The organism is Agromyces sp. C10 (assembly GCF_023217995.1).
In the GTDB taxonomy this organism is placed as follows: Bacteria; Actinomycetota; Actinomycetes; order Actinomycetales; family Microbacteriaceae; genus Agromyces; species Agromyces indicus.
Genome location: NZ_JALPSX010000001.1, coordinates 353,958 through 367,617, shown reverse-complemented (window position 1 = coordinate 367,617; position 13,660 = coordinate 353,958). Strand labels below are relative to the sequence as shown.

Here is a 13,660-nt window from a genome sequence, read left to right as displayed (position 1 = left end):
ACGTCGGAACGAGAGGGGGATGGTGAAGCGCCAGGTCCCGAACCCGCGTGAGCTCGCCGAGCTCCTGCGGTTCAAACGACCCACGCTGAACCCGACCGATCGCCGCCTCGGGCGGGCGCTCACGATCGCCGACCTGCGCGACATCGCGAGGCGCCGTACGCCGAAGGCGCCGTTCGACTACACCGAGGGCGCGGCCGAGGGCGAGATCTCGCTCGCGCGCGCACGGCAGGCGTTCCTCGACATCGAGTTCCACCCGTCGATCCTGCGGAACGTGCCCGTCGTCGACACGAGCCGCGAGGTCCTCGGCGGCACGAGCGCGCTGCCGTTCGGCATCGCCCCCACGGGCTTCACACGCCTGATGCAGGCCGAGGGCGAGGAGGCCGGGGCCGCCGCGGCCGGCGCGGCCGGCATCCCGTTCACGCTCTCCACGCTCGGCACCACGTCGATCGAGGGCGTGAAGGCGGCGAACCCGACCGGGCGCAACTGGTTCCAGCTCTACGTCATGAAGCAGCGCGAGATCTCGTACGGCCTCGCCGAACGCGCGGCCAGGGCCGGGTTCGACACCCTGCTCTTCACCGTCGACACCCCGGTCGCCGGCGCACGACTGCGCGACCGGCGCAACGGCTTCTCGATCCCGCCGCAGCTCACCCTCGGCACGGTCCTGGACGCCCTCCCCCGCCCGGGATGGTGGATCGACTTCCTCACCACGGCCAAGCTCGAGTTCGCCTCGCTCTCCTCCACCGGCGGAACCGTGGCCGAACTGCTCGACGCGGCCATGGACCCGACCATCTCGTACGCCGACCTGGACGAGATCCGCGAGCTCTGGCCCGGGAAGATCGTCGTCAAGGGCGTGCAGACCGTCGAGGACGCCAAGCTCCTTGCCGACACCGGCGTCGACGGCATCGTGCTCTCCAACCACGGCGGCCGCCAGCTCGACCGTGCGCCCGTGCCGTTCCTGCTCCTGCCCGACGTGGTGCGCGAGGTCGGCGACGACCTCGAGGTGCACCTCGACACCGGCATCATGTCCGGCGCCGACATCGTGGCATCCGTCGCCCTCGGCGCCCGCTTCACCCTCGTCGGCCGCGCCTACCTCTACGGCCTCATGGCCGGCGGCCGCCGCGGCGTGGACCGCGCGATCGACATCCTGCGCAGCGAGATCGTGCGCACGATGAAGCTGCTCGAGGTCGCGACGCTCGACGAGCTGACCCCGAAGCACGTGACCCAGCTCGCCCGGCTCGTGCCGGTCGCGCGGCCCACGGCGCTGGCCGCCGAGGCCGCATCCGAGCGGATGCCGGTGCAGCTGTGAGCGGCGGAGGCGCAGCGCGCCGCTTCGCGATCGGGTCGTACACCCCCGACGGCCCGGGACCCGGGCTGCACCTCGTCGAGCGGTCCGCCGACGGCGAGTGGCGGGTCCTCGCGTCGGCCGAGGCGTCGAACGCGTCGTTCGTCGCACGATCGGGTGACCTGCTCGCCGCGGTCGGCGAGGACGAGTCCGGGTCGGTCTCGACTTTCCGCGTCGTCGGCGATGCGATCGAACCGGTCGACTCGGTCGAGCACGGGGAGACGCACCCGTGCCACGTCGTCGTCGATGCGGCGGCGGGGGTCGTGCTCGTCGCCAACTACGGCAGCGGCTCGGTCACGGCGGTGCCGGTCGACGCGGCGGGGTCGCTCGGCCGGCCCTCCACGCTGGCGCTGCCCCCGCGGACCGGCCCGGTGGCCGACCGGCAGGAGGCACCCCACGCGCACCAGGTCGTCCCCACCCCGTGGGGCACGCACGTCGTCAGCGACCTCGGCGGCGACGCCCTCCACGAGTTCGCCATCGACCCGGCCGAGACGACGGATGCCGCGACGGCGACCCTCCGCATCGTGCGCACCATCGAGCTCGCGCCGGGCACGGGCCCGCGCCACCTGCTCGTCCGCGACGGCGTCCTCCACGTCGTCGGCGAGCTCGACGGGCACCTCCACTCGTTCGAGGTCGACGCGACCTCGGCGCGCGCGGCCGGCACCGAGCCCGCCGTGGTGCGGCCGCCTGCCGATGATGACGACGTCGTCCAGCCGTCGCACCTCGACGTGGCCCCGTCGGGACGGCAGTTCACCGTGACCGTCCGCGGTCGCGACGCGGTGTCCGTGTTCGATGCGACGGATGCCGCGCACCCGCGCGTGGCCGCGGAACACCCCATCGGCGCCCGCTGGCCGCGCCACCACGCGCACGTCGACGACCGGACGGTCGTCGTCGCCGCTCAGGAGGGCGATGCGCTGGTCGAGGTGGACCTCGTCACGGGCGGGACGCGCCGCGCGCTCGACCTCACCGCGCCCGCCTGCATCCTGCCGCTCGACTGAGCGACGGCGCGGCATCCGCTCAGTCGGCGTCGATGAGGTCGAGCAGCTTCTTCGCGGCGTCGCGGATCTCGTCGTGGCCGTACTGGCCCGCCCGGCTCTCCAGGGAGATCACGGCGCAGCGGTGCACCTTCGAGAAGTCGCCGTACGGGAACGTGTAGGCGCCCTTCGTCTCGTCGTTCTCGTCGTCGTCGACCCCGAGGTGCCAGTGCCGGTACTCCGTCCACCCCTCGCGGTCGATGAAGCGGTTCTCGTCGGCAGCGGTGGGCGCGTGCTCGCTCCAGTCGTCGCGCTCGTCGCGCACCACCCGGCCGTCGCGGACCAGCGACCGGGCATGCCGCAGCGCCGTCTCGTTCAGCCGGGTGGCCATGTCACGCCGCTCTCTTCATCCGGCGGACCCGTGTCTTCGCCGTCTTGCGGGCCTGCTTCTGGTCGGTGGGCGTGGTCAGTCCGGCGAGCGCGGTGCGGAACGCGCTGAGCACGGCCATGCGCGACGGCTGCTTGACCTGCGCCCGCTGCTGCTTGATCGTGCCGGACCGGCTGCCCTTCTTCGACGCGTCCTTCGACGATGCGCGGCCGCCCGCGGTGCCGTAGCGCACCGAGACGCGCTCGAGCCGCGCCGACGATCGCCGGGCGACGCGCTCGGCGGCGTGGGGTCGATCGGATGCCGCGCGCTTCGCGTCGTCGATCCGGGCCTGCTCGGCCTTCGCCGCGGCCTTCACCTTCGACTTGGCCGGTTCCGGCAGCGAGGAGGCGAGCTTGCTCGTCTCCTTGCCGGCCTTCCGAGCTTCCTTGACGGCACGCTTCGCGGCCCGTCGGGCCTCGCGGTCGGTCGTGGTCTTCGTCATGCGCGATCCTCCTCCTACTTCTTCAGCACCCGCAGCGCGGAGCCCTTGTGCGCGGCACGCGCGCCGGTCTTCTCGCTCTCGACGATGAACGCGGGTTCGTCGGAACTCGCCGTGAAGCGCTGCCCCTCGAACGTGAAGTCCGACGTCCGGCGCTCGACGACCCTGCCCCTGGTGCGTCCCTGCGACGTGGCCCAGCTCACCCGGTCGTTGACGGCGACCATGCACTCCCCTTCGCGTCGCGGCGGACCGGTGCCGGCCGCCTCCTCGTGAGGCTACGCCGGGCGGCATCCGCACCCAACCCCTTGACGGGTCGCGGCGACGCCGTGCGCGGGCAGGCGCGCCGTGCCTACGATGACGCCATGGACGTGCCATCGATGTGGAACCTCGACGGTCGCGTGGCGATCGTCAGCGGCGCCGGCAGCCCGCACGGGATCGGATTCGCGACCGCCCGCGCGCTCGGCGAACTGGGGGCCGGGATCGTGCTCACCGCCACGAGCGAGCGCGTGCACGAGCGCGCCGAGGAGCTCCGGCGGGCGGGGATCACCGCGACCGGAATCATCGCCCGCCTCGACGTCGAGGAGCAGGTCGACGACCTGGCCGCGGAGCTCGCCTCCGCCGGCATCCGCCCCACCATCGTCGTGAACAACGCGGGCATGATCGCCTCGGGCGATCCGGAGATGCTGCACGGCGACGGCACCATGAGCCTCTCCGACTGGAATGCGCACCTCGCGATGAACCTGACCACCGCGTTCCTCCTGACCCGTGCGATGCTCCCGGGCATGCGCGACGTCGGGTGGGGCCGCGTCGTCTGCATCTCGAGCGTCTCGGGCCCGCTGATGGCGTCGCGCGGCGACGTCGGCTACGCCACCGCCAAGGCCGGCATGCTCGGCTACGTGCGGGCGCTCGCGGTCGACGAGGCGGTCTTCGGCATCACGGCGAACGCCGTCGCCCCGGGCTGGATCGCCACCGCGAGCCAGCTGCCGAGCGAGGCGGAGGAGGGGATGCTCGTCCCCGTCGCCCGCAGCGGCCGCCCCGACGAGGTGGCCTCCGCGGCCGCGTGGCTCGCGACGCCCGGGGCCTCGTACGTGACCGGCCAGCTCATCGCCGTCGACGGCGGCAACACCGTCGCCGAGGAGCGGCGCTGAGTCACGCGGTCCGGCCGGGGTCGGTGATGCCGGCACGGTCCGCGGCGGTGGCGCTCGGCCACACGTACGGCAGGTCGGGCGGCACGTCGGCGGCCGTCTCGGCGTAGTACACCGGGTCCTTGCGGAGCAGGTTCGACCGGTGGGAACGGTGGAAGGCCTCGTCGCCGACCCACGGCGGGACGACGATGTCGCCCGCGCGGTACCGCTTCCCGTCCGCCGCCACCACGTCGAGCTCGACCAGCGTCTTCGGCCGGCACGTGTCGGCGTGACCGCGACGCTCCCACTCGTCGCAGACCGCGTCCTGGTAGGCCATGAGCGCCGGTCGATGTCCGCGCCACATCTTCACCACCGGATGGTGCCGCCAGCCGTAGCCCGGGATCGTCAGCGCGCGCATCACCTGCAGGGTCTCGACGCGCTGCTTGCCCAACCGCACCGAGTCGAGCGCGGCCGCGCAGCGATCGAAGTCCGCGAAGGGCAGGAACGTCTGCATCGCATGCCTCCCCCGCGCCCGCGGCGCCTCGCGTCCGACCACGCTAGGCGCCGAAGTGAGACGGGCGCGACGGGTTGACTCCGCCGCGCCGATGGACGGTGCGGGGAACGGCGTGCCCTCACTCCCGCGCGGCACCCGGCATCGGACGGCGGCGGTCCGGCGCGTGGGCACCCGCCCGCCGTCCGCGTCCGAACCGCAGGGCCAGCCCCCACCGCGTCACGCGGAGCATCGCCTCGAGCACGATGTCGACGCTCATCTTCGAGCTGCCGCGCTCGCGCTCGACGAACGTGATGGGCACCTCGACGATGCGCAGCCCGGCGAGCGCCGCGTGCCACGTCATGTCGACCTGGAACACGTACCCGCGGGTGTGCACCTCCTCGAGGTGCAGGTCGCGCAGCGCCTCGGCGCGGAAGACCCGGTAGCCCGCGGTCGCGTCGCGCACCGGCAGGCGCAGCATCCACCGGGAGTAGGCGCTTCCCGCGCGCGAGAGCCAGATGCGACGCGTCGGCCAGTTCACGACCGCACCGCCGGGCACCCAGCGCGAGCCGATGACGACGTCGGCGGGCCGGCCCGCGGCATCCGTCGACTCGAGGCCCGCCAGGAGCTGCGGCAACTGCTCGGGCAGGTGCGACCCGTCGGCGTCGAGCTGCACCACGGGGTCGTGTCCGCGCGCGAGCGCCCAGTCGAACGCGGCGAGGTACGCGGCGCCCAGCCCGGCCTTGCCCGCCCGGTGCAGCACGTGCACCGCGGCATCCGCTCGCGCCAGCTCGTCGGCGAGTTCGCCGGTGCCGTCGGGCGAGTTGTCGTCGACCACGAGCACGGATGCCGCCGCCACCGCCGTACGCACGCGCGCGACGATCTCGGCGAGGTTGTCGCGCTCGTTGTAGGTGGGGATCACCACCAGCGGCCCGGTCATGCGTGGCTCCTCAGGTCGCGACGGCACGAGTGGAATCGTACCTGCGCTCCGCACGGGGTCCGAACCCGCGGATGCCGCCGCCGACCCCCAGTCCGGGGTGCCCGCCATAGCACGCCGGGGTGTGCGACCGGCCGGTCGGCGCCCACCCTTGCCCGGGGCCCCGCGGGGTGCTGGACTTGCGCCACACCACACCACGCACCAGGGGGACGCATGCCGTACATCGAAGTGGGAACCGAGAACTCCGCACCGATCGAGCTCTACTACGAGGACCACGGCGTCGGCCAGACCGTCGTGATGATCCACGGCTACCCGCTCGACGGGCAGTCGTGGGAGAAGCAGCAGCGGGCCCTGCTCTCGTCGCGCCACCGCGTGATCACCTACGACCGCCGCGGGTTCGGCCGGTCGAGCAAGCCCGCGACGGGATACGACTACGACACGTTCGCCGCCGACCTGAAGGTCCTCCTCGACACCCTCGACCTCACCGACGTCGCGCTCGTCGGGTTCTCGATGGGCACGGGCGAGGTCGCACGCTACCTCGGTGCCCACGGCAGCGCCCGCATCGCGAAGGCCGCCTTCCTCGGGTCGCTGCAGCCGTACCTGCGGCAGACCGACGACAATCCCGCCGGAGCGGCACCCGACTTCGACGGGCTGAAGGCGCAGGCCGAGGAGGACCGGTTCGCCTGGTACGACTCGTTCTTCGAGAACTTCTACAACCTCGACGAGAACCTCGGCTCGCGCATCTCGGAGGCGGCCGTGCGCGGCAGCTGGGCGACCGCGGCGCAGGCGTCGTGGTACGCCGCCTCGGCCTGCGTCGACACGTGGCTCACCGACTTCCGCGGCGACATCGAGCGCATCGACGTGCCGTCGCTCATCCTGCACGGCACCGCGGACCGCATCCTGCCCATCGACGCGACCGCGCGGGAGTTCGCGAAGCGCCTCCCCGCCGCGCAGTACGTCGAGATCCCGGGCGCCCCGCACGGCCTGCTGTGGACGCACGCCGACGAGGTGAACGCGGCGCTGCTGACGTTCCTCGCTGACTCGCTCGAGTAGCGGGCTAGCCGCGCAGCGCCTCCACCAGCTGGGCCTTCGGCATGCGCGAATAGCCGGTCAGTCCGCGCTCCTTGGCGATCGCGCGCAGCTCGGCGACGGTCTTCTTCGCGAGGTCGTCAGCGGACGCCTCGGTGGCCGAGCGCTTCGGCGCGGCCGGCTGCTTCGCGGCGGCGGGCTTCGCGGCGGCCGGCTTCGGCGCAGCGGCCGGCTTCTTCGGGACGGCCGGGGCCGACTCGGCAGCGGCCGGCTGCGGTGCCGCCGCGGCACGGGCCGCAGCCGTCGCCTCCTCGGGCGTCGTGTCGGCGGGCTCCGCCCGGGTCGACGTCGAGCCGTCGGCCGTGCCGCGCTTGCGCAGCTTGTCGAGGCTGCGTTCGAGGTCGCGGACCTTCGCCCGCGCCGCCTTGTCGGCCTGCTTCGCGAGCCGCGCCGCTTCGGCGACGGCGGCCTTGGCGGCCTCGACGGCCTTCGCGGCGGCCTTCTGGGCGGACCTCGCCGCCGAGTCGGCCTGCGCCGCGGCATCCGTCGACGTGGCCTTCGCCTTCGCGCCGGACTTCTTGTCGGACTTCTTGTCGGCCTTCTTGCGCGCCATCGTCGCACCTCCGGTCATCGCGGTCCTGGGTCTCGCTGCATCGTAGCGCGGCGGTCGCGGGGGCGCCGGGCGACCACCTCGGCCCGGCACGCGAACGGGCGGATGCCGCGGGCTCGCACCCGTGGCATCCGCCCGCTCGATCAGCCGACTGCGGTGCGTTCGCTCAGCGACGCAGCTCGAGCGTGCAGCACTTCACGCCGCCGCCGCCGAGCAGCAGCTCGGACAGGTCGACGCCGATGGGGTGGTAGCCGGCGTCGCGGAGCTGCTGCTCGAAACCCTTGGCGCGTGCGGCGATGACGACGTTGCGGCCGTCGCTGTAGGAGTTGAGGCCGAGCACCGCGGCGTCCTCCTCGGAGACGAGGATCGCGTCGGGGTAGCGCTCGCGGAGGATCTCGAGCGACGGCTCGTCGAACGCGCTCGGCAGGTAGGCGATGTGCTCCTGGCCGGGGCGGGAGTCGAGCACGGCGATCGCGGTGTCGAGGTGGTAGAAGCTCGGGTTGACGAGGTTCAGGGTGACGACCTCGCGGCCCGTGATGCGGCGCAGCTCGTCGTGGCTCGACGAGTCGCTGCGGAAGCCGGTGCCCGCGAGGATCACGTCGCCGACGAGGAGGAAGTCGCCCTCGCCCTCGTTGGTCTCGACGGGCTCGCGCACGTCGAAGCCGGCCTGGCGGAACCAGTCCATGTACGCGGGACCCTCGGCCGCGCGCTGCTCGTGGGTGAACTTCGCCCCGTAGGCGATGCCGTCGATCACGGTGCCGCCGTTGGCCGCGTAGACCATGTCGGGCAGGCCCTCGACGGGGTCGATGAGGTGCACGTCGAACCCGAGTCCGACGTAGGTGTCGTGCAGCACCTGCCACTGCTGGACCGCGAGCGCGGTGTCGGTGGGCTTGGCCGGGTCCATCCACGGGTTGATCTGGTAGACCACGGTGAAGTGCTCGGGGCGGCACATCAGCACGGTCTTCTTCGACGGGGTGCGCTCGGGTGCGGCGGTTCGGGTCTCGGTCTCGATCACAGTCGACATCTCACTCCTCATGAGGTGTTCGGGAGCCGAGCACGGCGGCGCGCCGCCGACCCGGCCGGTGGGGTGTCGGCGGACCAGGTCGCTCTTGTCGAGCCCCGACGGCGTGCTCGGGATGCACGCGCGGCGGGACGCCACCTCCAGTGTGCGACGAACCGGACGGGAGTTCTCGGCATCGCGCACAGGATCCGTGCGCGTTGGGCGCCCCGACGCAACGAATCACGGGTGACGGAGGGCGCCGCCGCGCGTTTTCGCCGCATTCGCCCGCCTCGAGCGCGCACCGATCGTGCGCGGCGCGCGGTCGGGTCCGGGCGCGGCGGTGGTTGCCGCCGGTGGTCGCGCTCGGGCAGGCTGAGCGGAGTCCGGTCCCTGCGCCGGCAGGACGAGGAGACCGGATGTCGAACGCCGAGCGCATCGCCGAACTCCAGCGCATCGCGTACGGGGCCGGGGCGAGCGACGCGGAGCGGCGACGCGCGATCGACGCCCTCGAGGCCGTGCGTTCGGGCGCCGTCGGCTCCGCCGACCCCGAGCCGCCGGCATCGAGCGCGCTCGGAGGCACGGCACCGGACGACGGGGCGCCGACCGCCGAGGCGGCCGGAGCGACGCCGCCCGCCGAGGGGCACGTCGACGACCCCGTCGCGGACGATCCGGACCCGCTCGGGATCGGCGCGCTCGGGGGCGCGTCGTCGCCGTCGGTCATGCGGACCGTGGGCGTGCCGACCGCCGTCCTCGTGGGGGCGATCGCGCTCGCGATCGGGTTCAGCGCGGGCTGGGCGACGGCGTCGATCGCCGCCGCCGAACTCGTCGCCGAGGGCGCCGACGGCCGGGCCGAGGAGGACGTCACGTTCCCCCTCGGGCTCGAGCCGCCCAGCACCCTCGTGGGCCCGATCGACGAGACGCCGGTGGCCGACGTGTTCGAACGCGAGCCGACGGCCGCCGACCTGGCCGTGGACCCGTCGTTCTTCGCGGCCGGCGACCTCATCCCCGAGAGCCTGCGGCTGCTCGCCACACGGTCCGACGGCGTCGCCGTGTGGGCGGCGCGCAGCTCCTCGGGCGAGCTCTGCCTGCTCCTGCGGGTCGACGAGGTGAGCGGCGGGAGCACCTGCACGGTCGATCGCATGTTCCCGTCCGAGGGTCTCACGATGCAGACCTTCATCCAGTCGCGCGGGTTCTACGCCGTCTCGCTCGAGCCGACCGGCGACCTGCGGATCAGCGTCGAGGGCGTGCGGGCCTCGTCGGGCACCTGACGCGGACCGGGAGCGGACGTTCGGAGCGGTCGCCCGGAGCGGTCGCACATCCGATTCCCAACGTCGCGTCGCATGCTGGACCGGTCGGCCCGGCCGGCAGGACGACGGAGTTCCCATGCACGATGACGACGACCTCGACCAGCGGATCGCGCGGTTGCAGCGACTCGCGTACGGCGCTGATGCCTCCGATGCCGATCGTGCCGCAGCGGCGGCCGAGCTCGCCGCCATGCGCACCGGCGGCGATCACGATCCCGACGGCCCGCCGCTCACCCCGGCGCGGTCCGCCGCCTCGGACGACGGCCGGCCCGCCGAGGCGGACCGCGCCGACCGGTCGGGCGCCGACCGCACCGGCCGCCCGCCCCGGTGGGGCCTGCGTCGCATGCTCGCGTCCTCGTCGGCGGCGCTCATCGTGGGCGTCGCGATCGGCTGGGGCGTCGGCGGCGCCATCCCGCCGTCCGAGGGAGCGGATGTCGGCGTGCCGGTGACCGAGACCGCGGCCTGGGACGTGTTCGATCGGCCGGCCACCGACGGCGACTTCGTGCGGCATCCGCCACCGCTCATCGACATCGACGCCGACGACTCGACCCGCCGGTTGCTCCTGACGCGCTCCGACGGCGTCCGGCTCGTCGCGGTGCGCACCGCCGACGGCGAGAACGCGTGCCTCATCCTCGCCCTGCCGGTGGGCCGGCCCGCGACCGCCTGCACGATGGAGGGTCGCTTCCCGCGCGAAGGGCTCCGCGCGGAGATCTCGGTGCAGGGCGTCGGCGTCTACCTCGCCGGCTGGACGCCGGACGGCCGTGCGGAGGTCAACGCCGCGTCGGCGCCGACCGGCTGACCGTCACACCCGATTCCCAACCTCCCGTCGCATGCTGGGCGACCAGACCGGCAGGACGACGGAGTTCCCATGCCCGACCACGACGACCCGGACGAGCGCATCGCCCGACTGCAGCGCGCGGCGTTCGGCGCGAACGTGCCCGACGCGGAGCGCGAGGCGGCCGCACGCGAGCTCGCGGCCCTGCGGTCCGCCGGTCCGAGCCGACCCGTGGCCGCCCCCGAGCCGACGGCGGGCGGCGAGCCCCGCGCGGAGTCCCCGGCGGACCGCGCCGACGACCGCGGGCATCCGACCTCCGCGCCGTCGCGGACCACCCTCATCGCGGCGACCGCGGCCGCCCTGCTCGTCGGGCTCGCCGCGGGGCTGACCCTGGATGCCGTCATCCCCGAGCCCGATGAGCCGGGCTCGGTGCCGACCTCGGAGACCGCGGCGTGGCGGGTGTTCGACGCGCCGGTGCCGAACGGCGACCGCGTCCGCTACCCGGCACCGCCCGTCGAGGTGGAACTCGACCGCGACAGCCGACGCCTGCTCGCCGCGCGCTCGGACGGCGTCCGCGTGGTCGCGGTCCGGAGCGAGGACGGCCGGGACGCGTGCCTGGTGCTCGTCGTGCCGTCGGGTCCGTCGGCGGCGTCGTGCACGTCCGACGGCCGGTTCCCGCCCGACGGGCTCGTGGTGCGGACCGAGCAGCCGGACACGGGCACCTTCAGCGCCACGTGGGATGCGAACGGTCGCGTCTCGCTCGGCCCCGAGGAGCCGGAGGGGTCGGCCGGCTGAGCCGCCCGCGGCATCCGCCCGCTACGCGGCGTCGACCCCGACCGCGTCGTTGCGACGGTCGCGCCACGCGAGCCAGTGCCGCACGGGCGCGTCGTCGTAGTCGGGCCCCGAGACGCCGAGCGTGAACAGGCGCACGCCCGCGTCGTAGAGGGCGTCGGCGTGGTCGTCGTCGAGGCGGCCACGCGAGAGCTCGTTCGACACGGTGATCTCGGAGACGTCGCGCCCGACCCGCTCACCCCAGCGGGCGAGCACGTCGAGCTTGTGCGCGATCGCGTCGGGTCGCACGAACGAGTGCCAGATGTCGGCGTGCTCGGCCACGAGCCGCAGCGTCTTCTGCTCGCCCTGCCCGCCGATCATGATCGGGATCTCGCGGGTCGGACCGGGGTTCAGCTTCGCCCAGCGCGCCTTCACCCGCGGGAGGGCCTCGGCGAGGTCGTCGAGCCGGGAGCCGACCGTGCCGAACTCGTAGCCGAACTCGTCGTAGTCGCGCTCGAACCAGCCCGACCCGGTGCCGAAGATGAAGCGACCGGTGTCGCCGCCCTTCGCGCTGATGTGGTCGAGCGTGCGGGCCATGTCGGCCTGCAGGTCGGCGTTGCGGTACGAGTTGCAGTTGACGAGCGTGCCGAACTCGACGCGCTCGGTCTGCTCGGCCCACGCGCCGAGCATGGTCCACGCCTCGAAGTGCAGCCCGTCGCGGTCGCCGGAGAGCGGGAAGAAGTGGTCCCAGTTGAAGACGACGTCGACGCCGAGGTCCTCCATGCGCATCACCGCGTCGCGGATCTGCCCGTAGGTCGCGTGCTGGGGCTGCAGCTGGATGCCCAGGCGGGCGGGTGCGGTGAGGCTCATGGTTCGAGCGTAGGTCGGCGGTGAGCGGCATCCCACCGTGTCAGCCGAGGGCGAACGGATGCCGCGGCGCCGGCGTGGGCGCCGCGGCATCCGGGGAGCGGGAGCTACCCCTGCGCTCGCTCCCTCGTCGGCACCGCCGGAGCGGTGGCCGGGTCCGCAGCGGCGTCGGCGCTCCCCTCGTCGATGGCCGCCTCCTCGCGGAGGTCGAGCATCGGCACCGGACGGCGGAACCCGCGCGTGACGATGCCGAGCAGCACCAGGCCGAGGGCGAGCCAGATCAGGCCGACGACGAACGTGCGTCCCGACAGGCTGGTCCAGAGCCACACCGTCAGGCCGAAGCCGATGAGCGGCAGCACGAGGTTGTTCACGACGGCCGCGCCGGAGCGCTCACGCCGGTCGATGAAGTAATGCTTCACGACGGTGAGGTTCACGACCGAGAAGGCGATGAGCGCGCCGAAGCTGATCATCTCGACGAGGAGGCCCAGGTCGATGACGACGGCGAACAGCGAGATCGCCGAGACGACGAGGATCGCGACGACCGGCGTGCGGAACCGCTCGGACAGCCGACCGAAGACGGCCCGCGGCAGCACCCGGTCGCGGCCCATGGCGTAGAGGATGCGCGCGACGGACGCCTGCGAGGTCAGTGCCGAGCCCGTCGCCCCGGCGATGTAGGCGGCGGTGAAGAAGATCGCGAGGAACTGCCCGCCCGCGGCGCCCATGACGTCGAGCGCAGCCGAGTCGACATCCGTGAACGCGTTCGACGGGAACGCGAGCTGCGACAGGTACGAGAGCAGGATGAAGATGACGCCGGCCGCGATGGTCGTGATCATGATCGCGCGCGGCACGGAGCGCGTGGCGTCCTTCGCCTCCTCGGCGAGCGTCGAGACCGCGTCGAACCCGAGGAACGACAGGCAGAGCACCGCGGCGCCCGCGAAGAGCACGCCCGTGCCCTCCACCGTCCCGTCGCCGGTGAAGGGCGCCACCGGGTCGACCTGGCCGGTCCCCCCGATCGAGACGAGGCTCAGCACGATGAACGCGGCGATGAACAGGGTCTGCACGGCGATGATCACGAAGTTCGCGCGCGCGACCGACAGGATCCCGACGACGTTCAGGACGGTCACGAGTGCGATGGTCGCGACGATGAACACCCACTGCGGCACGGCCGGGAAGGCGGCGTTCAGGTAGATGCCGATCACGAGGTAGTTGATCATCGGCAGGAACAGGTAGTCGAGCATGAGCGACCAGCCGGCGAGGAAGCCGACGCCGGGCCCGAAGCTGCGCTGCGCGTACACGTACGCCGAGCCCGCGTACGGGTAGGCGGCGGCCATCCGGGCGTACGAGCGGGCGGTGAAGAACATGGCCACGAGCGTGATGGCGTAGGCGAGCGGCACGCGCCCGCCGGTGAGCTGCGTGACGATGCCGTAGGTCGTGAACACGGTGAGCGGCACCATGTAGACGAGGCCGAACAGCACGAGCGAGGGCACGCCGAGCACGCGGCGCAGGTGCGTTCCCTCGGTGGCGGATGCCGCGTGGCCGGGCGTTCCGGCGACGGTGGTCTGTGACATCGC

At 73.3% G+C, this 13,660-nt stretch carries 16 protein-coding genes; 7 read left to right on the top strand and 9 right to left on the bottom strand.

Features of this window, described 5'->3' with window-relative positions:
* Nucleotides 1-19: 19 nt before the first annotated feature.
* Together M1L56_RS01835 and M1L56_RS01830 are read left to right on the top strand one after the other, a co-directional pair.
* Complete coding sequence (locus M1L56_RS01835; protein WP_248597913.1) at nt 20-1,306, top strand: alpha-hydroxy acid oxidase; 1,287 nt, start codon at nt 20-22, stop codon at nt 1,304-1,306.
* Nucleotides 1,303-2,340 carry a beta-propeller fold lactonase family protein gene (locus M1L56_RS01830; RefSeq protein ID WP_248597912.1) on the top strand — a complete coding sequence of 346 codons (1,038 nt, stop codon included), beginning with the start codon at nt 1,303-1,305 and terminating at the stop codon, nt 2,338-2,340. Before M1L56_RS01835 ends, M1L56_RS01830 begins: the two co-directional genes overlap by 4 nt.
* A gap of 19 nt (nt 2,341-2,359) precedes the next feature.
* Here M1L56_RS01830 and M1L56_RS01825 read toward each other — a convergent pair whose 3' ends face one another.
* The 3 genes from M1L56_RS01825 to M1L56_RS01815 are packed head-to-tail and all read right to left on the bottom strand — an operon-like array spanning nt 2,360 to nt 3,406.
* Complete coding sequence (locus M1L56_RS01825) at nt 2,360-2,707, bottom strand: hypothetical protein (RefSeq protein ID WP_248597911.1); 348 nt, start codon at nt 2,705-2,707, stop codon at nt 2,360-2,362.
* A gap of 1 nt (nt 2,708) precedes the next feature.
* Entirely contained in the window at nt 2,709-3,185 is a 477-nt protein-coding gene (locus M1L56_RS01820; protein WP_067946771.1) for a hypothetical protein, read from the bottom strand.
* A gap of 14 nt (nt 3,186-3,199) precedes the next feature.
* Nucleotides 3,200-3,406 (bottom strand): DUF2945 domain-containing protein, encoded by a 207-nt coding sequence (locus M1L56_RS01815; RefSeq protein ID WP_067946773.1) that lies wholly within the window; start codon nt 3,404-3,406, stop codon nt 3,200-3,202.
* Between the two features lie 138 nt (nt 3,407-3,544).
* Between M1L56_RS01815 and M1L56_RS01810 the strand changes: the two genes are divergently transcribed.
* Complete coding sequence (locus tag M1L56_RS01810) at nt 3,545-4,330, top strand: SDR family NAD(P)-dependent oxidoreductase (protein WP_248597910.1); 786 nt, start codon at nt 3,545-3,547, stop codon at nt 4,328-4,330.
* A 1-nt stretch (nt 4,331) separates the two neighbouring features.
* On the opposite strand, the gene M1L56_RS01805 is transcribed toward M1L56_RS01810, so the two are convergent.
* Entirely contained in the window at nt 4,332-4,820 is a 489-nt protein-coding gene (locus M1L56_RS01805) for an MSMEG_6728 family protein (RefSeq protein WP_248597909.1), read from the bottom strand.
* A gap of 118 nt (nt 4,821-4,938) precedes the next feature.
* Nucleotides 4,939-5,736, bottom strand: coding sequence for a polyprenol monophosphomannose synthase (locus M1L56_RS01800; RefSeq protein WP_067946780.1), 798 nt, complete (start codon nt 5,734-5,736; stop codon nt 4,939-4,941).
* A 210-nt stretch (nt 5,737-5,946) separates the two neighbouring features.
* Between M1L56_RS01800 and M1L56_RS01795 the strand changes: the two genes are divergently transcribed.
* The gene (locus M1L56_RS01795) at nt 5,947-6,786 is read left to right on the top strand and encodes an alpha/beta fold hydrolase (RefSeq protein ID WP_248597908.1); all 840 of its coding nucleotides are present in this window, start codon (nt 5,947-5,949) and stop codon (nt 6,784-6,786) included.
* Between the two features lie 4 nt (nt 6,787-6,790).
* Here the strand turns inward: M1L56_RS01795 and M1L56_RS01790 are convergent, their stop codons facing one another.
* Together M1L56_RS01790 and ddaH are read right to left on the bottom strand one after the other, a co-directional pair.
* Nucleotides 6,791-7,375, bottom strand: coding sequence for a Rho termination factor N-terminal domain-containing protein (locus tag M1L56_RS01790; RefSeq protein ID WP_248597907.1), 585 nt, complete (start codon nt 7,373-7,375; stop codon nt 6,791-6,793).
* Nucleotides 7,376-7,538: 163 nt separating this feature from the next.
* Nucleotides 7,539-8,396: a dimethylargininase gene (ddaH, locus tag M1L56_RS01785; RefSeq protein WP_248597906.1), complete on the bottom strand. Its 858-nt coding sequence runs from the start codon at nt 8,394-8,396 to the stop codon at nt 7,539-7,541.
* A 392-nt stretch (nt 8,397-8,788) separates the two neighbouring features.
* Between ddaH and M1L56_RS01780 the strand changes: the two genes are divergently transcribed.
* From M1L56_RS01780 to M1L56_RS01770, 3 genes are all read left to right on the top strand, one after another.
* A complete protein-coding gene (locus M1L56_RS01780) occupies nt 8,789-9,640 on the top strand; it encodes a hypothetical protein (RefSeq protein ID WP_248597905.1) in 852 nt (283 codons plus the stop codon).
* A 115-nt stretch (nt 9,641-9,755) separates the two neighbouring features.
* Nucleotides 9,756-10,475, top strand: a complete 720-nt coding sequence (locus M1L56_RS01775; protein ID WP_248597904.1) for a hypothetical protein — start codon at nt 9,756-9,758, stop codon at nt 10,473-10,475.
* 69 nt (nt 10,476-10,544) lie between these two features.
* The gene (locus tag M1L56_RS01770) at nt 10,545-11,246 is read left to right on the top strand and encodes a hypothetical protein (protein WP_248597903.1); all 702 of its coding nucleotides are present in this window, start codon (nt 10,545-10,547) and stop codon (nt 11,244-11,246) included.
* A gap of 21 nt (nt 11,247-11,267) precedes the next feature.
* Here M1L56_RS01770 and M1L56_RS01765 read toward each other — a convergent pair whose 3' ends face one another.
* Nucleotides 11,268-12,092 (bottom strand): LLM class F420-dependent oxidoreductase, encoded by an 825-nt coding sequence (locus M1L56_RS01765; protein WP_248597902.1) that lies wholly within the window; start codon nt 12,090-12,092, stop codon nt 11,268-11,270.
* Between the two features lie 104 nt (nt 12,093-12,196).
* A complete protein-coding gene (locus M1L56_RS01760; protein ID WP_248597901.1) occupies nt 12,197-13,657 on the bottom strand; it encodes an APC family permease in 1,461 nt (486 codons plus the stop codon).
* Between the last annotated feature and the right edge of the window lie 3 nt (nt 13,658-13,660).